This window comes from Caballeronia sp. AZ7_KS35 (genome assembly GCF_023631045.1).
GTDB classification, from domain to species: Bacteria; Pseudomonadota; Gammaproteobacteria; order Burkholderiales; family Burkholderiaceae; genus Caballeronia; species Caballeronia zhejiangensis.
In genome coordinates, this window is the sequence record NZ_JALQDV010000001.1 from 661683 (window position 1) to 682046 (window position 20364).

Consider the following 20364-nt stretch of genomic DNA (forward strand, 5'->3'; position numbering starts at 1 on the left):
AAAGAGGGAATTTGCGGCGCAATTACACTGATCTGCACCGCTTTTTACTGTATTTGACCCAATATTATAGCTCTGGCCGCCATTCCCGACGCTTCCCGCGCGCGTCGGGCGGATACGCCAGGTCGCCGAGCAGGTCGTTCGTCGTTTTTTCGAAACGCTCGACGAGAAAGTCCAGCAGCACCCGCACGCGCGGCGCCATGTAGCGATTGGCGTGAAAAAGCGCGTGCACGGCGGCTTCGTGCGTACACCAGTCGGGCAACACCATCTGCAGCGTGCCGGCGCGCACGTCGGCGGCGATATCCCAGATCGATTTATGCGCGATGCCGTGGCCCGCGAGCGCCCATTCGCGCAGCAGCGCGCCGTCGTTGGTTTCCCAGGCGTCGGCGAGCGGAATCGTGTACGCGTAACGCTCGTCGCCGCGCACGAAGACGAGCTCGTTGAGCGGCCCGTTCGCCGTAACGACGACGAGGAAGTCATGCCCGGTCAGATCGGCGGGCGTTTCGGGCACGCCCATGCGCGCGAGATACGCGGGCGACGCGCACAGCACGCGGCGATTCGGCGCGAGCGCGCGGGCGGCGAGGCCGCTGTCGGGCGGGGCGCCGAAGCGGATCGCGAGATCGATCTCTTCCAGCAAAAGATTCGACACCGAATCCGATAGTGTGAGCGCGAATTTCACGTCCGGATGCAGCGCGCTGAATTCGTCGAGCCAGCCGTTCAGCATCGAGCGACCGAAATTCGATGTCGCCGAAATGCGAACCTTGCCGCGCACGACGTTCTGGCCGGCCTGCAGCGCGGCTTCGGCATCGTCGATCGCCTGCAGCGCGATCCGGCAATGCTGCAAATACACGCGGCCTTCGTCGGTTACGCGCAATTGGCGCGTCGTGCGCTCGAAGAGCCGCGTGTGCAGCGCTTTTTCCAGCTTGATGAGCCGCGCGCTCGCCGCCGCCGGCGACAGGCCCAGCTTGCGGCCCGCCGCCGACAGGCTTCCCGCCGACGCAGCTTCCACGAACAAGCGCATGTCGCCGAGCCGATCCATCGTCATTTTCAAATCCGGTTTGAGAATAATTCAAAGGGTAGGCCAATTCTCAAATCGCTGCACGGCTTGCACAATGCGCTACGTGTAAACCCTTCCACCTCATCATGCCTCTTCCACTTCTCGCGCTTGCGATCAGCGCATTCGCCATCGGCACGACGGAGTTCGTCATCATGGGCCTCTTGCCCAACGTGGCGCACGATCTCTCCGTGACGATTCCATCGGCGGGGCTGCTCGTCACGGGCTACGCGCTCGGTGTCGCGGTCGGCGCGCCGCTGCTCGCCGTGCTGACGAGCAAGCTGCCGCGCAAGCTCGCGCTGCAGTTGTTGATGCTCGTGTTCATCGTCGGCAACGTGCTGTGCGCGCTCGCGCCGGGCTATGGCCTGCTGATGGTCGCGCGCGTCGTGACGTCGTTCGCGCACGGCTCGTTCTTCGGCATCGGCGCGGTCGTGGCCGCGTCGCTCGTCCCGGCGGAAAAGCGCGCGAGCGCCATCGCGCTGATGTTCACCGGGCTCACGCTCGCGAACGTGCTGGGCGTGCCGTTCGGGACGTTCGTCGGACAGGAGCTCGGCTGGCGCGCGACGTTCTGGATCGTCGCGGGCTTGGGCGTATTGTCCGCGCTCGGCGTGACCGCGCTCGTGCCGAACCGCCACGACGCCGCGCCGAGCACGCTCGGCCGGGAAGTGCGCGTGCTGCGCGACGGCCAGGTCTGGCTCGCGCTCACGATGACGGTGCTCGGTTTCGGCGGCGTGTTCGTCGTGTTCACGTACATCGCGCCGATTCTCGAACAGGTGGGCGGCTTCTCGCCGCGCGCCGTCACGCTGATCCTGGTGCTGTTCGGCGTCGGGCTGACGATCGGCAACACGATCGGCGGCAAGCTTGCGGACCGCGCGCTGATGCCGTCGCTGATGGGCATTCTGTTCGCGCTCGCCATCGTGATGGCGGTGTTCGCGAAGACGAGCCACAGCCAGACCGGCGCGATCCTGACAATTTTCGTCTGGGGCATCGCGGCGTTCGCGACGGTGCCGCCGTTGCAGACGCGCGTCGTCGAGAAAGCGAAGGACGCGCCGAATCTCGCTTCGACGCTCAATATCGGCGCGTTCAACGTCGGCAATGCGGGCGGCGCGTGGCTCGGCGGCGCGGTGCTGACGCACGGTCACGGTCTCGACGCGCTTCCGTGGGCCGCGGCGGCGGTCGCGCTGGCCGCGCTCGCGGTGACGTGGTTCGCCGCGCGCCTGGATGTCCCGCGCGTTACCTCGGACATAAAAGCAGCCGACGCTTGCTGAGCGCTTATCATGTTGGCTCAACGTAATTCGAGCCAACATGATCGATCATCTCATCTGCGATTGCGACGGCGTGCTCGTCGATAGCGAAGTCATCGCGGATCGCGTGATGCTGGACGTGCTCACCGAGACGTTTCCCGGCATCGACTTCAGACCGGTCGTCAAGACGGCTTTCGGACAGCAGACCTCGCGCTTCCTGACTCATCTGGAGACGAAGTTCGGCATCGTGATGCCGCCCGATTTCGTCGATACGATCGAGGCGCGCGTCTCGGTGGAACTCGCGCGCTCGGTCGGACCGATCGCCGGCGTGCGCGCCGCGCTGGAAGGCTGCGGCCTGCCGGTGGCGGTCGTGTCGAACAGCCGGATGGAGCGCGTGCGCGCGTCGGTGCGGCGGGCGGGGCTTTCCGAGATCGTCGGCGCGCGCGTGTTCAGCGCGCAGCAAGTCGAGCGGCCGAAGCCTTATCCCGACGTGTATCTGCTCGCGGCGCGCACGCTCGATGTCGCGCCCGAGCGCTGCCTCGTCGTCGAGGACAGCGTCGCCGGACTGACGGCGGCGCGCGCGGCGGGCATGAAGACCATCGCGTTCGTCGGCGCGAGCCATATTCCGTCCGGCTACGCGCAAGTGCTGCGCGAAACCGGCATCACGCGAATCATGGAGCACATGGACGAGCTGCCCGCGCTCGTCGCGGCGGGCGTGCGCGGGGATTTCGGCGACGTGCTCTCCTGATCCTTACGCCGCTTCCTCGACGGATTCACGCGCGGCCGCCAGCGCCGCGCGGAATTCCACCAGTTCCGCGATGGTCAGCATCGGCAGGCCGCGCTCCTGCGCGAAACGCTCGACTTGCGCGCCGCGCGTCATGGTGCCGTCGGCGTTCATCAGTTCGCAGAGTACGCCGGCAGGCTTGAGGCCGGCGAGGATCGCCAGGTCGACCGTGCCTTCGGTGTGACCACGCCGCGCGAGCACGCCGCCGGGCATCGCGCGCAGCGGAAAGACGTGGCCGGGCCGCACGATGTCCGCCGGCTTCGCGTTTTCGGCGATCGCCGCGCGGATCGTCGTGACGCGATCCGCCGCCGATACGCCCGTCGTCACGCCTTCCCGCGCTTCGATCGACACGGTGAACGCCGTGCCGTAGCGGCTGCCGTTCGCGGCGGCCATCGGCGGGAGTTCGAGCGCGCGTACTTTGTCGTCGGGCAGACACAGGCACACGATGCCGCTGCATTCGCGGATCAGAAGGGCCATGGTGGCGTCGGTGAGTTTTTCGGCGGCGACGATCAGATCGGCTTCGTTCTCGCGATCGTCGTCGTCCTGAAGCACTACCGGACGGCCTTCGCGCATGGCGTCGAGCGCGGCGGCGATGCGCGGCGGAACGTCGAACGAAGCGAGCTGGGGAAGGTCGGCAGAAGCGTCATCGGCGATGACGGCCGGTGTGGCGAACGACAGGCTGGCAGCTTGGGACTGGGACATGTGAAACGCTCTCGCAGGAAATGTAAGCGAAAAACGTTTCAGGGCATTGCAAACAGACAGAACGGCACCCCACGGCGACGCGCCAAAAGGCGCGGCGGCGTCCGGTTCGGCACGATGCGGAAATCGCCAAGGGGACGGACATGACCATCTGCACATCTTCTCTCATCCGGACTATGACCGTCGGCTCTGGCATCTCACCAGATCTGCTGACCCCGCGCGTGAATCCTGCGCGGGCGCTCGCGGGCTCGTGGTCCGGCCGCGAAGCCTCGCCACATACCGCCGGTGGGGAATTGCACCCCGCCCTGAAGACGTACTCGATGCCGCAAGCCGCAAGGCTCGCGAGCTTTTTTAGGATACCGCACCCCGGCGGTTTTTGCACCGCCGCACGACGCGAAAGGGTGCGATACGCCATGCATAGCCGTTAGCTGTCCGCCCATGCCTTCGCCGCGTTGACCGCGCGGCGCCACCCGGCGAGGCAGGAATCGATCTCCGGTTTCGGCATCGACGGCGTGAAGCGGCGCTCCAGTTGCCATTGCGCCTTGAGTTCGTCGACGTCCTTCCAGTAGCCGACCGCGAGCCCCGCCAGATAAGCCGCGCCGAGCGCCGTCGTCTCGGCGATGCGCGGACGCGCGACATCGACGCCGAGAATGTCGGCCTGGAATTGCATCAGCAGATCGTTCGCGCAGGCGCCGCCATCGACACGCAATTCACCGATGCGGATGCCCGAGTCCGCTTCCATGGCTTTCAAGACGTCGAGGGACTGATAGGCGATCGAATCGAGCGCCGCCCGCGCGACATGACTCGATGTCGTTCCGCGCGTGACGCCGAAGAGCGTGCCGCGTGCGCGCGCGTTCCAGTGCGGCGCGCCGAGCCCGGCGAACGCAGGCACGAGATAGACGCCGTCGCTGTGCGGCACGCCGCGCGCGAGCGTCTCGATTTCGCTCGCGCGCCGGATGAGGCCGAGGCCGTCGCGCAGCCATTGAACGACCGCGCCCGCGATGAAGATGCTGCCTTCGAGCGCATAGCTGACGTGATCGCCGATCTGCCAGGCAATCGTGGTGACGAGGTTGTTGCGCGACTCGATGGGCTTGTCGCCCGTGTTCATGACGAGAAAGCAGCCGGTGCCGTAGGTGTTCTTCACCATGCCGGAATCCGTGCACATCTGGCCGAAGAGCGCGGCGTGCTGATCGCCGGCAAGCGCTGCAAGCGGGACATCGGCGTTGAACACGGTGCCTCGCGCCGTGCCATAACGTTCCGACGACGTCCGCACTTCGGGAAGCATGCTGCGGGGAATGCCGAGCGCGTCGAGCAGTTCGTCGTCCCAGCGGCGTTCGTGAATGTTGAAGAGCATCGTGCGCGAGGCGTTCGTGACGTCGGTGACATGCAAGCCGTGACGCGTGAAATTCCACACGAGCCAGCTATCGACGGTGCCGAACGCGAGCCGCCCTTGCTTCGCCTTGTCGCGCGCACCTTCTACGTTATCGAGAATCCAGCGGATTTTCGTCGCCGAAAAGTATGCGTCGATAGGCAAACCGGTTTTCGCGCGCACCATCGCTTCGAGGCCGCGCGACTTGAGCTCGTCACAGAAGCCGGCCGTGCGGCGGTCCTGCCAGACGATCGCGTTATAGATCGGCGCGCCCGTCTCGCGATCCCAGACGATCGTAGTCTCGCGCTGGTTCGCTATGCCGACTGCCGCGATCGAAGCAGCGCTCGCGCCGGCGCGCGTGACGGCTTCCGCGGCGACGCCTGCCTGCGTCGACCAGATTTCGCGCGGATCATGTTCGACCCAGCCCGCCTCGGGATAAATCTGCTGGAATTCCTTCTGCGCCAAGGACACGATGTTGCCGTTCCGGTCGAACAGCATGGCTCGTGAGCTGGTGGTGCCCTGATCGAGCGCGAGAACGTACTGATCCTGCATGGTCTCCTCCGGTTCGAACGGACATCGACGTTTCGGGCAGCAAAGGCGCTGTCCGTTTGCGCAATCTATCGGAGCGAGGCGACGCGGACAAGCTGGCCGAACGGCATAAGCCGCGCGACATCGACCGCTCGAATGTCGATTTGGCCTATGCCATTCGGCCGAGTGGCGCGGCGTTCGTGTTCGTCCGATACTGGCGGCACGAAACCGATTGAAGGGTGAGTGCGATGCGTATGCTGTTGATTTCCAGCGTGCTGGGCGCGGCGCTTCTGACGGGCTGCGTGGGCACGCCCAGCCTGGACGGCTCATTGGGCGCGCCGTCGTTCAGCGCGCTGCAGGACATGTGCGGGACCTCGCCCGTCGACTACGGCGCGGACGCGCAATCGGTCTATTCAGCCTTCTTCGATGCCTATGTGGCCGAACGGCGCGGCGGGCTGCAGAAGGAGCGCTTCTGCGCGTTCCAGGCGGCGATTGCAGAACGTTATCGTGCTTATCGCGCGAACCCCGGCCCCGAAGCGCAAAGCGCGTGGGCCAAGTTCTTCCTGGAGCAGCGCGCGCAGGCGTTGAGCTGGCGCGCGGCAGTGGACCCGACACTGCGGGCCGGCTGACGCGACTTGACGGTAGGTGAAGGTTAAGTGAAGCGGACGCGGCCTTGCACCGCGTCCCGAGTCCTGCCGCGTGCTACGAGTAACGCTTGAAAGCCTTGACTGTGGAGTCGCCGGTGGCGGTGAGGCGCCATTGCTGACGTCCCGATGCGAGATTTTCGAGTTGGACGAGCTGACGTTCGAGCAGGGCGTCGAGCTCTTCGCGTTCCATGTCGACCTGATTAGGCGCTTCCTGAACCAATAGCAGCGTGGCGAATTCGTGCGGACTCAGCATTGTGTTCTCCATGACGACCGAACGGCATAAGCAACCGGCCTTGTAAGCCGGGTCTTTTTGCTTCGAAACGTTGTACGGGAAAACTGAAAAATTGCCGGGCAAACGCGTCGATTTTGTGCTGCGGATGCCGGGAATTGGGATTGTAGGCAAGCGTCTGACAAGTGCCAAATTTGCCGCGAAAATTTTGGCTTTGACTTTTTATCAATGCAGAAGCGGTTCATCGCTCACGCGAATTCGAAGAATCCACTTGAGGTTCGTGCGGCGGCGCACACAAGGATCGACATGCGAGCACACGCAATCAGCGACGCCTGATCGCCCGGTTAATGCGCAATGCGCATTAATTTATACGATAAATGAATTTGTTTTGGATTAAGCGGACAATGCAATATTCCCCCTTTGCCCGGATTGGCCACAAGGTCGGCCGGCACGTTCTGCCCGCTGGAATTTCGGACTTCATTCAATGACTCGCTTCAACTGGCAAAACCCGTATCCCACCCCGCGCCTTCCGGTGTTCGCCCGCAATATCGTTTCGACATCTCATCCGCTCGCCGCGCAGGCCGGTCTGCGCATGCTATGGAAGGGGGGCAATGCGGTCGATGCAGCCATCGCGGCCGCGGCGGCCATTACCGTGGTGGAACCCGTGTCATGCGGGCTGGGCGGCGACGCTTTCGCGCTCGTCTGGGACGGTCGGAAGCTGCACGGGCTGAATGCTTCGGGCGTATCGCCGGCGGCGTGGAACGTCGATTATTTCCGGCGCAAGTACGGCGAGGAAAACGGTCTCGCGCGCCAGCCCAAGCGCGGCTGGGACGCCGTGACGGTGCCGGGTGTCATCGCCGGGTGGGAAGCGCTGCACGCGAAGTTCGGCACGCTGCCCTTCGCGGATCTGATGGAGCCAGCCATCGAAATCGCCGAGCGCGGTCATGCGGTGGCGAGCATCGTCGCCTACAAGTGGGCGGCGGCGGTGCCGGAGCTCAAGGACATGCCGGGTTTCGCCGATGTATTCATGCCGCACGGCCGCGCGCCTGACGTGAGCGAACTCGTGCGCTTTCCCGGCCACGCGAAAACGCTGCGCCTGCTCGCGCAGCAAGGTCCGCGCGCGTTCTACGAAGGCGAGATCGCCGAGCGCATCGCCGCGTTCGCGCGCGCGGGCGGCGCGGCGTTGACGATGGACGACCTGCGCAACTATCGCGCGGACTGGGTCGAGCCGATCAGCAAGGATTATCGCGGCTACACGGTGCACGAGATTCCGCCGAACGGACAGGGCATCGCGGCGCTCATCGCGCTCGGCATTCTCGACAAGTTCGACGTGAGCGCTTTGAACGTCGATCGCATCGAGTCGCAGCATCTGCAAATCGAGGCGATGAAGCTCGCCTTCGCGGATGTTTATCGCTACGTCGCCGATCCGCGCTCGATGGAAGTCACGCCGGAACAGATGCTCGACGACGCCTATCTGACCGAACGCGCGAAGCTCATCGATCCGAAAAAGGCGACGCACTTCGACTTCGGCATGCCCAAGGCGGGCGGCACCATCTATATGTCCGTCGCCGATGAGCGCGGCATGATGGTCAGCTTCATCCAGTCGAATTACATGGGCTTCGGTTCGGGCGTGGTCGTTCCCGACACAGGCATCGCGCTGCAGAACCGCGGTTGCGGCTTTTCGATGGATCCGAAGTCCGCGAACGTCGTGGAAGGCGGCAAGCGTCCGTTCCATACCATCATTCCGGCTTTCCTCACTCAGCAGGTCGATGGCAGGCAGGAAGCCGTCATGAGCTTCGGCGTGATGGGCGGCGACATGCAGCCGCAAGGCCATCTGCAATCCATCGTACGCATGCTCGACTACGGCCAGCAGCCGCAGGCCGCGTGCGACGCGCCGCGCTGGAAGGTGAACCGCGACTTCACGATCGACATCGAAGCCACGCTCGATCTCGAAACCGCGCGCGCGCTCGAGGGTCTCGGCCACACGATCAAGTCCATCGACGATCCCTACATGGACTTCGGCTCCGGCCAGTACATCTGGAAGCTGGATCGCAATGATCCGGAGCGCGGCTATGTCGCGGCGAGCGACAGCCGGCGCGACGGACTCGCCGCAGGCTTCTGAGGCTGCCATCGGAGGCCGCGCCGTCGGCCGGTCTCCGTCGATAAAAAAACCACGCATCCGATCGCCGCAATTGTGCAGGCGAGGGGGCCGCGCGCCCGCGCCTCGTGGCCTCGGTCGGACATCACGACATGGAAGCGGGATAGGAGAAATCATGAACGAACGCGTGTATCAAGGCGCTGCTCCGACGCAGGCGCAAACGCCCGCGCCGCACCCGGCGCCATCCAAGGCGATGATCCGCCGCATCGTGTTCTCGTCGTCGATCGGCAACGCGCTCGAGTGGTTCGACTTTCTCGTCTATGGCTATTTCGCGACGGTCATCGCGAAGGCGTTCTTCCCGTCGAATGACGAATGGCTCTCGACGATGCTTGCCATCGGCACGTTCGGCATCTCGTTCCTGATGCGCCCGCTCGGCGCGATCGTGCTCGGCATCTACGGCGACCGCAAAGGACGCAAGGCCGCGCTCACGCTCGCCATTCTGCTGATGATGGTCGGCACGCTCACCATGGCCGTGATGCCTTCGTATCAGCACATCGGAATCGCCGCGCCGCTTTTGATCTTGCTCGCGCGTCTCGTGCAGGGCTTCGCGGTCGGCGGCGAGTTCGGCAGCGCGACCGCGTTCATGGTCGAGCACAGCGAAGCGCGGCGCGGCTACTACGCGAGCTGGCAGTTCGCGAGCCAAGGGCTTGCCGCGATCATGGCCGCGGCGTTCGGCTCGGTACTCAGCGCCTGGCTGCCGCAGCCGCAACTCGAAAGCTGGGGCTGGCGCATTCCGTTTGTCTTCGGTCTGCTCGTCGGGCCGGTTGGCTATTACATCCGCTCGCATCTGGACGAAACGCCGGAGTTTCTCGCGACGCGCTCCGCGCAGAAGGCGAGCGCGCCGGGCGTGTCGTTCGCGAATCAATGGCTGAATCTTTTGCTGGCCGTGGGCATCGTCGCGCAATCGACGGTCGGCGTGTACGTCCTGCAACTCTATATGCCGCTGTACGCAGTCAAGCAGTTGCACCTGCCGGCGACCGCATCGTTCGCCGTCGTGGTGCTCAATGGCGGACTTCAGTTCATCTTCTCTCCGTTGATGGGCGCGCTCTCCGACCGGCTCGGGCGCATCCGCATCATGCTCGGTACATCGATTATCATGGGCGTCACGATTTATCCGATGTTTGCGTGGCTGCAAGCGCATCCGACAGTCGCGTCGCTGGTCGTTCTCCAATCGGTCGCGGGCATTCTCAAGGCCGCGTATTCCGGTCCAATGCCCGCGCTTATGTCCGAAATCTTCCCGACTCGCGTGCGTTCGACGGGTCTTTCCATCGGCTACGCGCTCGGCGTCACGCTGTTTGGCGGTTTTGCGCCGACCATCGTAGAAGCCTTCATCCATGTCACGGGGGACAAGCTCGCGCCGAGTTACTACGTGTTGCTGGCTGCCGTCTTGTCGGGAATCTCGCTGGCGATCGTCGCCTGGCGCATGCGCGCGGCACGACGCGCAACGTAACGGCGCACTGCGCGACGGCATCGCGCGAAACAATCGAGGCGGCTTCGGCCGCCTTTCTGCATTTCGAACACGACGCGACCATATATAGAGCCGACCGGCATGAATAATGCTGCAGCGCACCGACGACTCGACCGCGCCGGATCGTAAGAATTTGGAACGCATGGAACTGGCGGGCCGCGGGTGAGTCTGTCCCCATGTCTGCAAACTCATTGCAGGGCGGCTAAGATGAAAACAAGCCGCTGACACTTGAAGTCAACAGCGCCGGGGTCGATCCAATCACGGCGTCGCCTGAACCTCGGCCGTTTCTCATCGGCCGATGGCGCGTTCAGTCCAGCCAGGGAGCGCGATATATGCATACGGACAGTACACATGTGATGCCTTGGCGCATCGAAGACATCGATCTCACGCGAATCGATCGTCAGAAGGCGGCATCCAACGAGCACCTTCTCTTGTTGTTGTGCGCCTGCTCGTTCATCGAGAGCGGGACGGACCTCTATACGAGCAATCTCAGCAAGTATTTTCACGACGATCCCGAAATCTCGGCGTGGCTCAACAACGAATGGGAGCCCGAAGAGATGCAGCACGGCAGGGCGCTCAAGACCTACATCAACCATGTGTGGCCCGAGTTCGACTGGGACACTGCGTTCAGGAATTTCTTCGACGAATACTCGCTCACTTGTTCATACGAGGAGTTCGAGAAGAAGCGCGCGCTCGAGATGGTTGCGCGCTGCGTCGTCGAGACGGGAACGGCCACGCTTTATCGCGCGATCAACGATTGTTCGGATGAACCGGTGCTGAAGGAAATCACCGACAACATCCGCACGGACGAAGTGCGGCATTACAAGCACTTTTTCCATTTCTTCAAGAAGTGGAACAAGATCGAGGGCAATGGCCGCATGGCCGTGCTCGGCGCGCTCGTGCGGCGCGTCGTGGAACTGAAAAGCGAGGATTCGGAGATCGCGCTGCGGCACGTCTTCGCGATTCGTTACCCGGAGCGCGCGCAGGATGTCGAGTACAACCGCGAGCTCTCCGCGCGAGTGAATGCGCTCGTGCGGCGCAATCTGTCGGCGGATCAGGCCATCAAGATGCTGCTCAAGCCGCTCGATCTGCCCGCGCGCATTCAACCCGGCGTGCACTATCCGCTGTCGAAGATGACGCAGTTATTCTTCCGCTAACCTTGTTCGACGATGCCGGCGCAAAGCCGGCATCTTTTCATGACCGATCACAACACGCCCCGACCGTCGCTTTCGTCGCAATCCGCTTTCGATGAATGGCCGCCCGAGCTGCGCGCGCGCTTCGACGGCACGCTCGCTCGCGCCGACGACGGCTTCACCGTTTCGCTATGCGCGGCGGACCAGGCTCATCGCGTGCGAACCGCTTTGTTGAGCGCCGGTGAGCTGTACGCGCCGGATGCGCGCAGACTCGCGTTCGCGTTGTGGCCGTCGTCGCGGACGGCGCAGGCTGTCGCCGCGAGCGGACGCGCGACACTCGCCTTCGTATCCGATGAGGCGTTTTATCAAGTGCATCTGGACGTGCGTCGCGTGCCGCTCGACGATGTGCCGCTCGCGTGCTTCGTCGGCACGATCGAGAGCGGTGAGGTTCAACGGGTGGGATATGCGCGACTCACGAACGGAATCGCCTTCGAACTGACCGAAGCGCAATCGGCGCTCGCGCGCTGGCGCGAGCAACTCGACTGGCTGAAGCGGGCGGCGAGCGTCGCCGCCTGAATCACGACAGATGCATCAACGGCTGCGATCGCCCGATCGCAATGCGTCGCGCCGTCCGCCGAGCAATGCGCCGGGATTGCCGCCAGGCTTGCGCGAGTTCGCGACCTGACCGGCCTGAACCGGCTCCTGACGACGCGGCGCGGAACCCGCGTTCACGTTCGGCTTGCTGTGAGTGCGCGCATCGCGCGAAGGCTGCGCGCCGCCGTTGTTCGGCTTCGCCGGACGCGCGCCGCGTGCATCGCCGTTCGGACGGCCGCCTTCGCGGCGTGCTTCGCCACTCGAACGTCCCTCGCCGTTACGCGGATTCTGGCGTCCCTGACCTTGACCTTGTCCCTGGCCGCGTCCTTGACTGCGGCGCTGGATCGGCTCCGGCTTCGCGTTCGGATCCGGCTCGAAGCCGGGAATCACTTCGCGCGGAATCGGCCGCTTGATGAGGCGCTCGATGTCCTTCAGCAGTTGATGCTCGTCCACGCACACCAGCGACACCGCTTCGCCTTCCGCGCCCGCGCGACCCGTGCGGCCGATGCGATGCACATAGTCTTCCGGCACGTTCGGCAGATCAAAGTTGACGACGTGAGGCAACTGATCGATGTCGATGCCGCGCGCCGCGATATCGGTGGCGACGAGCACCTGCAGCGTCTCGGCCTTGAATTCGCTGAGCGCGCGCGTGCGGGCCGACTGGCTCTTGTTGCCGTGAATCGCGAGCGCGCTGATGCCGTCTTTCGTGAGCTGCTCGGCGAGCCGGTTCGCGCCGTGCTTCGTGCGCGTGAACACGAGCACCTGGAACCAGTTGTTGCCGCGGATCAGATGCGTGAGCAACTCGCGCTTGCGATCGCGATCGACCGGATGGATCTTCTGGTCGACGGTCTCAGCCGTCGTATTGCGGCGCGCGACTTCGATCAGCGCGGGCGAATCGAGCAGGCTGTCGGCGAGCGCCTTGATCTCGTCGGAGAAAGTCGCCGAGAACAGCAGGTTCTGGCGCTTCGCCGGCAGGCGCGCGAGCACGCGCTTGATGTCGTGGATGAAGCCCATGTCGAGCATGCGGTCGGCTTCATCGAGCACGAGAATTTCGAGCTGCGAAACGTCGATCGTCTTTTGCTGCATGTGATCGAGCAGACGTCCCGGCGTCGCCACGACGATATCGACGCCGCGCTTCAACGCGTCGATCTGCGGATTGATGCCGACGCCGCCGAACATCACCGTCGACTTGAGCTTCAGATATTTGCCGTACGCGCGCACGCTTTCTTCGACCTGCGCGGCGAGTTCGCGCGTGGGCGTGAGGATGAGCGCGCGCACCGGACGCTTGGCGCCACCCGTGACGGGCGCGAGTTGCGACAGGCGCTGCAGGATAGGCAGCGTGAAGCCGGCGGTCTTGCCGGTGCCCGTCTGCGCACCCGCGAGCAGATCGCCGCCTTTCAGAACGGCAGGAATCGCCTGAAGCTGGATCGGAGTGGGACTGGAATAGCCGAGTTCGTTGACGGCGCGAAGCAGAGGTTCGGACAGGCCGAGTGAATCAAAGGACATAAATTGGATGCTTATTCGTTGTGTCGAACGGCGCGCATGCGAATGGGCCACGGCGAAAAGTTTCGGCCGGCAGAGCGCATGTGCATCGCTCGAAGGAAAATCGGGCGGCGGGCCAGTTGGCGATCAGCGATCGCCGGGCGTTGCCGCGAGGTTCGACGTGCTATCAAGACACGTCATCTGGCGCTTAGTTGCATCGATGGACACTTCGACGCTGCGGCACCCGTTCCAGCCGGCGCTCACGCGACATAGCGCGCGACGCTCACGAACTGGCACAGGCTGCCTGCGAGCACGAACAGATGCCAGATGCCATGTCCGTGCCGGATGCGCTCGTCGTTGATGAAAAACCAGATGCCCGCGGTGTACACGACGCCGCCCGCCACCAGCCACGCGGTTCCCGCGGGCGGCAGCGCCGTCACGAGCGGATGAATGGCTACGAGCGCGAGCCATCCCATCAACACGTACAGCACCATCGAAACGCTGCGGGTTCGCCGCCCGAGCGTGAGTTCCTGCACGATCCCGAGCGCGGCGAGCCCCCAGCTCACGCCGAAGAGCGACCAGCCCCAGGGACCGCGCAAGGTCACTAGTGTATACGGCGTGTAGCTGCCGGCTATCAACAAGTAGATGGCCGAGTGATCGCACTTCTGCAGTATCGCTTTCATGCGCGGCGAGCGCGCGCAGTGATACAGCGTGGAGATCACGTAGAGCGCGCAGAGCATCGCGCCGTACACCGCGAAGCTCACGACCTTGTACGCGTCACCGTCGAGCGCGCCCATCGTGACGAGCGCAGCCAGACCCGCAACCGACAGCAGCGCGCCGATCAAATGGCTGATGCTGTTGAAACGCTCGCCGACATGCATATCGAATTCACCAAAAGACAAGGGGCGCGGCCACGAAGGCTGCGCCCCATATGCGTATTGTACGCTGTCCCGGCGAAGGACCTATGAAGCCATCAGTCGAGCGGCGCCGAACGCAGGTTGCTCACCTGCTGCGGCGACACCGGCGTGCCGTGGTTGCCCCACGACATACGGATGTACGTCACGACTGCGGCGACTTCCGTATCCGACAGCGACTGTGCGAACGGCGGCATACCGTGCGGCATCGGGTTGCCTTCCGTACTCGGCGGATAACCGCCGTTCAGCGTCATACGGATCGGATTGACGGCCGATTGCATCTGGATCGACTGGTTGTTCGCGAGCGGCGGGTATGCAGGCGGCTTGCCGAGACCGTTCTCCGCGTGGCACTTCGCGCAGTTTTCGGTGTAGACCTTCTTGCCGAGCGTGAGCAGTTCGCCGCCGAACTTCTCGGACGTCTCCAGCTGCATGACTTCCGGCGCTTCCTTCTTTTGCGGAATCGACTTGAGATACGTCGAGATCGCGTTGATGTCCGCGTCGGTCATGTACTGCAGGCTGTTGTGAACCACTTCCGCCATCGGGCCGAACACCGCGCCGCGCTGCGACACGCCGGTCTTCAGCAGATCGTTGATGTCCTTCAGGTCCCAGTCGCCCAGACCGGCTTCCTTGTTCGACGTCAGCGACGGCGCGTACCAGTTCTGCAGCGGGATGAGGCCGCCCGCGAAGGCCGCCGAGCTGACCGGGCCGCCCATCGCGTTGATCGACGTGTGGCACATGCCGCAGTGACCGAGGCCTTCGACGAGATACGCGCCGCGGTTCCATTCGACCGACTTGGTCGGATCCGGCTTGTACTCGCCTTCCGAGAAGAACAGCGTGCGCCAGCCGATCAGCAGGTTGCGGTTGTTGAACGGGAAGCGCAGTTCATGCGGACGGCTCGGTTCGGAAACCGGCGGCACCGAGCGCAGATACGCGTAGATCGCGTCCGAGTCCGCGCGCGTGACCTTCGTGTAGCTCGTGAACGGGAAGCCCGGATAGAGCAGCGAACCGTCTTTCGAGCGGCCCGTGTGCATCGCGCGATAGAAGTCGTCGGAGGTCCACTTGCCGATGCCGTATTGATCGTCCGGCGTGATGTTCGGCGTGAACATCGTGCCGAACGGCGTGGCCATCGGCAGGCCGCCGCCGAATTCCTTGCCGCCGCGAACCGTGTGGCACGCGATACAGTCGCCGGCGCGGGCGAGGTACTCACCTTGTTTGATGAGCGCGGCTTTGTCGGCAGGCGTCGCCGCGATGGCGCCGCCCGAATGCAGGTTGTCGCCGCCCGACCAGAGGACGGCGCCGGCTGCGACGGCTGCCACCACGACAGCCGAGGAAAGTGCGAACAGGGACTTGCGTTTCATTGTGTTGTCGCTCCAGACGCCTTATTGCGGTTCGCTGCCGCACTTGAGCGGCATCTTCAACGAGCCAGCGGGCGCGGGCACCGGGTTGGCGGGTGCGGTTTGCGTAGAGAGCCATGCGGCGACGGCGGTCACGTCGTCGTCCGTCAGGCGCGAGGCGATCTGCTGCATGCAATCGGGCGCCTTCGCGTGACGCGTGCCCGACTTCCATGCGCCGACTTGCGCGCTGATGTAGTCCGAATGCAGGCCGACGAGACCCGGGATGGCCGGCTGCATGCCGGTCAGACCCTTGCCGTGGCAGGCCGCGCACGCGGGAATGTTCTTCGATGCATCGCCGTTCAGCACGAGCTGCTGGCCGCGCGCGAGCGTCGTGGCCGACACGTTCGACTTCACGGGCGTCGGATACGGCGGGCGCTGGTTCGAGAAGTACGTCGCGATCTGATGAAGGTAATCGTCCGAGAGATACGTGACGAGGTAGTTCATCGGCGGGTACTTGCGCCGCCCTTCGCGGAAATTCTGGAGCTGGTTGTACAGATAGTCGGCAGGCTTGCCGGCAAGACGCGGGAAGTAATCGTTGTCCGTGCCTTCACCGTGAACGCCGTGGCACGCGGTACAGCCTTGCACGCGCGCGGCCATCGTGTCCGGTGCGATCGGCTGGTTCTGCGCCTGCGCGGCGGAGCTGAAAACGCCAGCGCTGCCTACCAGAGCCGAGGCAAAAGCCATAGCGAGCAGCGGACGAAAAATGCGTCTTGAAAACACGCGACACTCCATGAAATTCGGGGACCTGCCGAGCTTCGTGCGGCTCGGTGCGAAGGTGGCGAACCACGGCCACGCAGGGGGCGGTGGGTGGCGGACCACGGCCACAGCGGCTCGACGAGCCTCTGATGCGACGCGGCATTCTATCATCGATGCATGATGATGACTATTTGACACAATCTCGCTCTAAGTCCCGCTGCAGCGCATTCGCGACAATATGCCGCGCGGCTATTGACCACCCGCGACGAACTTCCTAGGCGCGTGTGGTTCATTGCCTCTCGACAAATATTCGACTCGATGCGAGACGCCCGATCGACGTGCTTCATGCAGTTTCGGAAGCGTCCGGCAAAAATTCAAGGCGTTTCGCTCGTGTTCGATGCTGTGCTGCACCGTGGACCTTCATTCAGACTCCGCAAAATTCCTTCGATGACCTTCCCTTTAGCAATGCGCGTTCACGCCGCGCCGGGTTCCGCATGATGAACGACGATCCTCTCTCGCTCGCGCAGACGGCCTTCGCCGCGCTCGCCGATCTGGCCTTCGCCTGCGTACTCGGCGCGCTGCTGCTGAACGTGTGGCTGTCGCGCGAACAGGCGTTCGCGACCGTATCGCCCGCGCGGCGCGGCTGGTTGTGGGCGGCGCGCGGCGGTCCGATCGCAGCCATCGCGCTCGTTCTGTGCAACTTCGCTTCGTTGTGGCTGCAGGCGGCGGCGATGAGCGGCGCGCCGATCGTGCAGGCGGGCGGCGCGTTGTGGCTCGTCGCGACGGGCACGCACGCGGGCATCGGCTGGTCGGTGGCACTGGCGGGCAGCGTGCTGTTGCTGCTCGCGTCGGCGGGCGGCGGCGCGCTTTCCGGTACGCGGATCGGCATGGCGCTCGTTGCCGCGCTGATCGTCGCGGCGGGCAAATCGGCGATCGGCCATGCCGCCGATGCCGGCGCGTTCTCGCTCGCCGAAGCGGTTCAGACGCTGCATCTGCTCGCGACGGCGGCGTGGGGCGGCATTGTGATCGCGGGTGCGTTCGTGTTGCCGGCGCTCGATACGTCGCTTGCGCGCGCATATCTGATCCGCACGGTCGCGCGCATGTCGCGAGCGGCGTCGGTCGCGGTCGCGTTCGTCGTGCTGACGGGCGTGTTCAACGCGTGGCGCGGCATCGGCGGATCGGCCGCGGTGCTGACCGCGAGCGCGTGGGGTCATGCGTTGATCGTGAAGATGCTGCTGGTTGCGGCGGCGCTCGCGTTCGGCGCGCTCAACCGCTGGTCGGCGTTGCCGCGCCTGTCGCGCTCGGCATCGACGATGGACGCGCATACGGTCATCAACGTGATGCGCGTCGAAGCGCTGATGATGGCGGGTGTCTTCGTGGCGGCGGCGGTGCTGTCGCACAGCGTGCCGGGTTCGTCGCTCGCGGGATGAAAACGGCGACGCGCGGCGTTACTCGTAGCCGAGCCTGTGACTGACGATCGGCGCGCAAAACAGCGCCACCGCGCAGCCGATGATCTTGCCCTGCAACTCGACGAACGCCGTATGCGAACCGCCGACGAAGATCACTTCGACCAGTTGCGGCAGGCAGAACACGACCGCCGCACCGATGAACCAGCGCGTCACGGCCGCGATGCGCCAGCCGCGCTGCGCCCCGATTCCCGCGGCCACCACGCGCGCCACGCCCAGCGCGACGAGCGAGCCGACCGCGAGCTGGGCACGGACGTATTCATCGGGAAGGACCTGCCACATGATTGTTCTCGCTTTTTTGGTGACTATCGGCAGCGTATGCGCAAGAAGCTCGCCAGTATGTACGAGAAAACGCAGATCGTGAAGCGCGGCCCGCGCGGGGCCGCATTCGCTCAGAACGTGTGCTCCGGCCCGGGAAAACTGCCGTCCTTCACCGCGCGCACATAGGCTTCGACGGCGGCGAAAATGTTCGGCTGACCCTGCATGAAATCCTTGACGAAGCGCGGCCGCTTGCCGTGAAAGATGCCGAGCATGTCGTGCAGTACGAGCACTTGTCCGGAACAGTCGACGCCCGCGCCGATGCCGATCGTCGGAATCGCGAGCGCTGCGGTCACTTCGCGCGCGAGCAACGTCGGCACGGCTTCGATCACGAGCAGTTGCGCGCCGGCTTCCTGCAGCGCGATGGCGTCGCGCTTCATCTGCTCGGCCGCCGCTTCGGACTTGCCCTGCACCTTGAAGCCGCCGAATGCGTGCACCGATTGCGGCGTGAGACCGACGTGCCCGCACACCGGAATCGAGCGCTCGACGAGAAAGCGCACGGTATCCGCGAGCCATTCGCCGCCTTCGATCTTCACCATCTGCGCGCCCGCGCGCATCAGTTGCACGGCGTTCGCATAGGCGTCTTCCTTCGAGCCGATGGTGCCGAACGGCATGTCCGCGACGATCAGCGCGCTGCGATTGCCGCGCGCGACCGACGCCGTGTGATACGCGATGTCCGCGAGCGTCACTGGCAGTGTCGTGTTGTGGCCTTGCAGCACATTGCCGAGCGAGTCGCCGATCAGCATGACATCGACGCCCGCGCGTTCGAGCAGCGCGCTGAAGCTCGCGTCGTAACACGTGAGCATCGCGATGCGCTCGCCGTTTTCGCGCATGGTCTGGAGCTTGGGGACGGTGATCGTCGCGCGATTCGTTTCCTGCAGATACGTCATGGTCGTTTCACTGAAGAGAGCGTGGCCGGGCTGCGAATTCAGACCGATACGCCTTTGACAAAGAATTCCTTGCGCCCGCGCATGGCGCCGATGCGCTCGATCAGAAGCGCGAGGTCGTCATCCGAGGCGAGCGGGTTCAGGTGCTCCGCGTTCACCGTGAGCAACGGCGTCGCGTCGTAGTGATAGAAGAAGTCGTTATAAGCATCGCAGAGCGCGCGCAGATACGAATCGGAAATTTGCAGCTCCATCGGCAGCGCGCGCTTCTGGATGCGCGAAAAAAGCACTTCCGGACTCGCCTGCAGATAGACGACGAGATCGGGTGCGGGCGCGCTCGCATGAATGCGCGAGGCGATGTCCTTGTAGAGCTGGAACTCGTCGTCGGGCAGGGTGAGGCGCGCGAAGAGCTCGCTCTTCTGCGTGAGAAAGTCGGTCATCAGCGCGGCGCCGCTCGTGACGATATCGGCGGCTTCCTGCGTCTGCGATGCGCGCTGCAACGCGAAGCTCAACTGCGTGGCGAGCGCGTGCCGCGTGGTGTCGCGATAGAAGCGCTCGAGAAACGGATTGTCCTGCGGGCGCTCGAACAGCGTGCGCATCGACCACCGTTCGGCGAGCAGCGTCGCGAGCGTGGTCTTGCCGACGCCGATCGGCCCTTCGATCGCGATGTAACGATGCGGCGGCCGCAGTTGAGGCGCGGTGACGGTGAGTGGCGGAACGCTCATCGGCAGTCTGTCTTCGTGGAAGGGGAGTCGGTTGCGTTGGAGCCGCGCGGTTGCGTCGCGACCATGCACTGACACGTCGCGACTTTCTCGATGCGCTGATCGGCGACGCCGTCGATGAACGCATCGGCGCGACCGCGTTGAGGAAGGATGAGATCCGGCTCGAGCTCGACGAGCGGCACGAGCACGAAGGCGCGCTCGGTCATGCGCGGATGCGGCACGACGAGATCGGCTTCGTCGATGCTCGATGCGCCGTACAGCAGGATGTCGAGATCGAGCGTGCGCGGCGCATTGCGATACGGCCGCTCGCGCCCGAACTGCAACTCGATGTGATGACACAGGCGCAGCAGCGATCGCGCGGGCAGGCTCGTTTCGAGCTTGACGACGCAATTGAAGTAATCGTCGCCCGATGAATCGATCGGCGCGGTGCGATAGACGCTCGATTTCGCGAGCACGGTGATCGTGTGCTGCTGGGCGAGACACACGACTGCGTCTTTCAGGGTCTGGCGCGCATCGCCGAGATTCGCCCCCAGGCCCAGATAAGCAATCGTCATGGCAGAAGTCCTACGCGTGGGTCACAGCGG

At 64.4% G+C, this 20364-nt stretch carries 20 protein-coding genes and 1 riboswitch; of the genes, 8 read left to right on the plus strand and 12 right to left on the minus strand.

Annotated features, from left to right (window positions below):
- Positions 1–64: 64 nt before the first annotated feature.
- The gene (locus tag NCT05_RS03170) at positions 65–1036 is read right to left on the minus strand and encodes a LysR family transcriptional regulator (RefSeq protein ID WP_244808096.1); all 972 of its coding nucleotides are present in this window, start codon (positions 1034–1036) and stop codon (positions 65–67) included.
- Between the two features lie 104 nt (positions 1037–1140).
- On the opposite strand from NCT05_RS03170, the gene NCT05_RS03175 reads away from it, so the two are divergent.
- Together NCT05_RS03175 and NCT05_RS03180 are read left to right on the plus strand one after the other, a co-directional pair.
- Positions 1141–2319 (plus strand): MFS transporter, encoded by a 1179-nt coding sequence (locus NCT05_RS03175; protein ID WP_250501728.1) that lies wholly within the window; start codon positions 1141–1143, stop codon positions 2317–2319.
- Between the two features lie 37 nt (positions 2320–2356).
- Positions 2357–3043, plus strand: coding sequence for an HAD family hydrolase (locus tag NCT05_RS03180; RefSeq protein WP_008351424.1), 687 nt, complete (start codon positions 2357–2359; stop codon positions 3041–3043).
- Between the two features lie 3 nt (positions 3044–3046).
- On the opposite strand, the gene ribB is transcribed toward NCT05_RS03180, so the two are convergent.
- Together ribB and glpK are read right to left on the minus strand one after the other, a co-directional pair.
- Positions 3047–3757: a 3,4-dihydroxy-2-butanone-4-phosphate synthase gene (ribB, locus tag NCT05_RS03185; RefSeq protein WP_250433912.1), complete on the minus strand. Its 711-nt coding sequence runs from the start codon at positions 3755–3757 to the stop codon at positions 3047–3049.
- Positions 3758–3931: 174 nt separating this feature from the next.
- A riboswitch (FMN riboswitch) is annotated at positions 3932–4095 on the minus strand.
- A 107-nt stretch (positions 4096–4202) separates the two neighbouring features.
- Complete coding sequence (gene glpK, locus NCT05_RS03190; RefSeq protein WP_250501729.1) at positions 4203–5699, minus strand: glycerol kinase GlpK; 1497 nt, start codon at positions 5697–5699, stop codon at positions 4203–4205.
- Positions 5700–5923: 224 nt separating this feature from the next.
- On the opposite strand from glpK, the gene NCT05_RS03195 reads away from it, so the two are divergent.
- The gene (locus NCT05_RS03195) at positions 5924–6304 is read left to right on the plus strand and encodes a hypothetical protein (protein WP_008351421.1); all 381 of its coding nucleotides are present in this window, start codon (positions 5924–5926) and stop codon (positions 6302–6304) included.
- 73 nt (positions 6305–6377) lie between these two features.
- Here the strand turns inward: NCT05_RS03195 and NCT05_RS03200 are convergent, their stop codons facing one another.
- Entirely contained in the window at positions 6378–6575 is a 198-nt protein-coding gene (locus tag NCT05_RS03200) for a hypothetical protein (RefSeq protein ID WP_008351420.1), read from the minus strand.
- 460 nt (positions 6576–7035) lie between these two features.
- Between NCT05_RS03200 and ggt the strand changes: the two genes are divergently transcribed.
- The 4 genes from ggt to NCT05_RS03220 all read left to right on the plus strand — a co-directional run bounded on the left by ggt (position 7036) and on the right by NCT05_RS03220 (position 11886).
- Complete coding sequence (gene ggt, locus NCT05_RS03205; protein ID WP_250456577.1) at positions 7036–8673, plus strand: gamma-glutamyltransferase; 1638 nt, start codon at positions 7036–7038, stop codon at positions 8671–8673.
- Positions 8674–8824: 151 nt separating this feature from the next.
- Positions 8825–10159, plus strand: a complete 1335-nt coding sequence (locus NCT05_RS03210) for an MFS transporter (RefSeq protein ID WP_425306891.1) — start codon at positions 8825–8827, stop codon at positions 10157–10159.
- Between the two features lie 350 nt (positions 10160–10509).
- Positions 10510–11334 carry a ferritin-like domain-containing protein gene (locus NCT05_RS03215; RefSeq protein WP_008351417.1) on the plus strand — a complete coding sequence of 275 codons (825 nt, stop codon included), beginning with the start codon at positions 10510–10512 and terminating at the stop codon, positions 11332–11334.
- 39 nt (positions 11335–11373) lie between these two features.
- The gene (locus tag NCT05_RS03220; RefSeq protein ID WP_250501730.1) at positions 11374–11886 is read left to right on the plus strand and encodes a PNPOx family protein; all 513 of its coding nucleotides are present in this window, start codon (positions 11374–11376) and stop codon (positions 11884–11886) included.
- A 15-nt stretch (positions 11887–11901) separates the two neighbouring features.
- Here NCT05_RS03220 and NCT05_RS03225 read toward each other — a convergent pair whose 3' ends face one another.
- From NCT05_RS03225 to NCT05_RS03240, 4 genes are all read right to left on the minus strand, one after another.
- Positions 11902–13410: a DEAD/DEAH box helicase gene (locus NCT05_RS03225; RefSeq protein WP_008351412.1), complete on the minus strand. Its 1509-nt coding sequence runs from the start codon at positions 13408–13410 to the stop codon at positions 11902–11904.
- A gap of 236 nt (positions 13411–13646) precedes the next feature.
- Complete coding sequence (gene trhA, locus NCT05_RS03230; protein WP_008351409.1) at positions 13647–14267, minus strand: PAQR family membrane homeostasis protein TrhA; 621 nt, start codon at positions 14265–14267, stop codon at positions 13647–13649.
- A 92-nt stretch (positions 14268–14359) separates the two neighbouring features.
- A complete protein-coding gene (locus tag NCT05_RS03235; RefSeq protein ID WP_008351407.1) occupies positions 14360–15658 on the minus strand; it encodes a c-type cytochrome in 1299 nt (432 codons plus the stop codon).
- Positions 15659–15679: 21 nt separating this feature from the next.
- Positions 15680–16426, minus strand: a complete 747-nt coding sequence (locus NCT05_RS03240; RefSeq protein WP_008351405.1) for a c-type cytochrome — start codon at positions 16424–16426, stop codon at positions 15680–15682.
- A gap of 461 nt (positions 16427–16887) precedes the next feature.
- On the opposite strand from NCT05_RS03240, the gene NCT05_RS03245 reads away from it, so the two are divergent.
- Positions 16888–17820, plus strand: coding sequence for a CopD family protein (locus NCT05_RS03245; protein WP_250501868.1), 933 nt, complete (start codon positions 16888–16890; stop codon positions 17818–17820).
- Between the two features lie 18 nt (positions 17821–17838).
- Here NCT05_RS03245 and NCT05_RS03250 read toward each other — a convergent pair whose 3' ends face one another.
- The 4 genes from NCT05_RS03250 to folK form a co-directional block, all read right to left on the minus strand.
- Complete coding sequence (locus NCT05_RS03250; protein ID WP_008351402.1) at positions 17839–18138, minus strand: hypothetical protein; 300 nt, start codon at positions 18136–18138, stop codon at positions 17839–17841.
- 110 nt (positions 18139–18248) lie between these two features.
- A complete protein-coding gene (panB, locus tag NCT05_RS03255; RefSeq protein WP_034470688.1) occupies positions 18249–19064 on the minus strand; it encodes a 3-methyl-2-oxobutanoate hydroxymethyltransferase in 816 nt (271 codons plus the stop codon).
- Positions 19065–19102: 38 nt separating this feature from the next.
- Positions 19103–19783, minus strand: coding sequence for a deoxynucleoside kinase (locus tag NCT05_RS03260; protein WP_008351398.1), 681 nt, complete (start codon positions 19781–19783; stop codon positions 19103–19105).
- Positions 19780–20334 (minus strand): 2-amino-4-hydroxy-6-hydroxymethyldihydropteridine diphosphokinase, encoded by a 555-nt coding sequence (gene folK / locus NCT05_RS03265; protein WP_008351396.1) that lies wholly within the window; start codon positions 20332–20334, stop codon positions 19780–19782. The genes NCT05_RS03260 and folK overlap by 4 nt, the downstream gene beginning before the upstream one ends.
- Positions 20335–20364 lie beyond the last annotated feature (30 nt).

Coding starts and splice junctions, on each gene's coding strand:
- NCT05_RS03170 (WP_244808096.1), bottom strand. CDS start 1,036: ATGGATCGGCTCGGCGACATGCGCTTGTTCGTGGAAGCTGCGTCGGCG.
- NCT05_RS03210 (WP_425306891.1), top strand. CDS start 8,825: ATGAACGAACGCGTGTATCAAGGCGCTGCTCCGACGCAGGCGCAAACG.
- NCT05_RS03175 (WP_250501728.1), top strand. CDS start 1,141: ATGCCTCTTCCACTTCTCGCGCTTGCGATCAGCGCATTCGCCATCGGC.
- trhA (WP_008351409.1), bottom strand. CDS start 14,267: ATGCATGTCGGCGAGCGTTTCAACAGCATCAGCCATTTGATCGGCGCG.
- NCT05_RS03200 (WP_008351420.1), bottom strand. CDS start 6,575: ATGCTGAGTCCGCACGAATTCGCCACGCTGCTATTGGTTCAGGAAGCG.
- NCT05_RS03260 (WP_008351398.1), bottom strand. CDS start 19,783: ATGAGCGTTCCGCCACTCACCGTCACCGCGCCTCAACTGCGGCCGCCG.
- NCT05_RS03180 (WP_008351424.1), top strand. CDS start 2,357: ATGATCGATCATCTCATCTGCGATTGCGACGGCGTGCTCGTCGATAGC.
- NCT05_RS03225 (WP_008351412.1), bottom strand. CDS start 13,410: ATGTCCTTTGATTCACTCGGCCTGTCCGAACCTCTGCTTCGCGCCGTC.
- ggt (WP_250456577.1), top strand. CDS start 7,036: ATGACTCGCTTCAACTGGCAAAACCCGTATCCCACCCCGCGCCTTCCG.
- glpK (WP_250501729.1), bottom strand. CDS start 5,699: ATGCAGGATCAGTACGTTCTCGCGCTCGATCAGGGCACCACCAGCTCA.
- NCT05_RS03195 (WP_008351421.1), top strand. CDS start 5,924: ATGCGTATGCTGTTGATTTCCAGCGTGCTGGGCGCGGCGCTTCTGACG.
- NCT05_RS03235 (WP_008351407.1), bottom strand. CDS start 15,658: ATGAAACGCAAGTCCCTGTTCGCACTTTCCTCGGCTGTCGTGGTGGCA.
- NCT05_RS03245 (WP_250501868.1), top strand. CDS start 16,888: ATGAACGACGATCCTCTCTCGCTCGCGCAGACGGCCTTCGCCGCGCTC.
- panB (WP_034470688.1), bottom strand. CDS start 19,064: ATGACGTATCTGCAGGAAACGAATCGCGCGACGATCACCGTCCCCAAG.
- NCT05_RS03220 (WP_250501730.1), top strand. CDS start 11,374: ATGACCGATCACAACACGCCCCGACCGTCGCTTTCGTCGCAATCCGCT.
- folK (WP_008351396.1), bottom strand. CDS start 20,334: ATGACGATTGCTTATCTGGGCCTGGGGGCGAATCTCGGCGATGCGCGC.
- NCT05_RS03215 (WP_008351417.1), top strand. CDS start 10,510: ATGCATACGGACAGTACACATGTGATGCCTTGGCGCATCGAAGACATC.
- NCT05_RS03250 (WP_008351402.1), bottom strand. CDS start 18,138: ATGTGGCAGGTCCTTCCCGATGAATACGTCCGTGCCCAGCTCGCGGTC.
- NCT05_RS03240 (WP_008351405.1), bottom strand. CDS start 16,426: ATGGAGTGTCGCGTGTTTTCAAGACGCATTTTTCGTCCGCTGCTCGCT.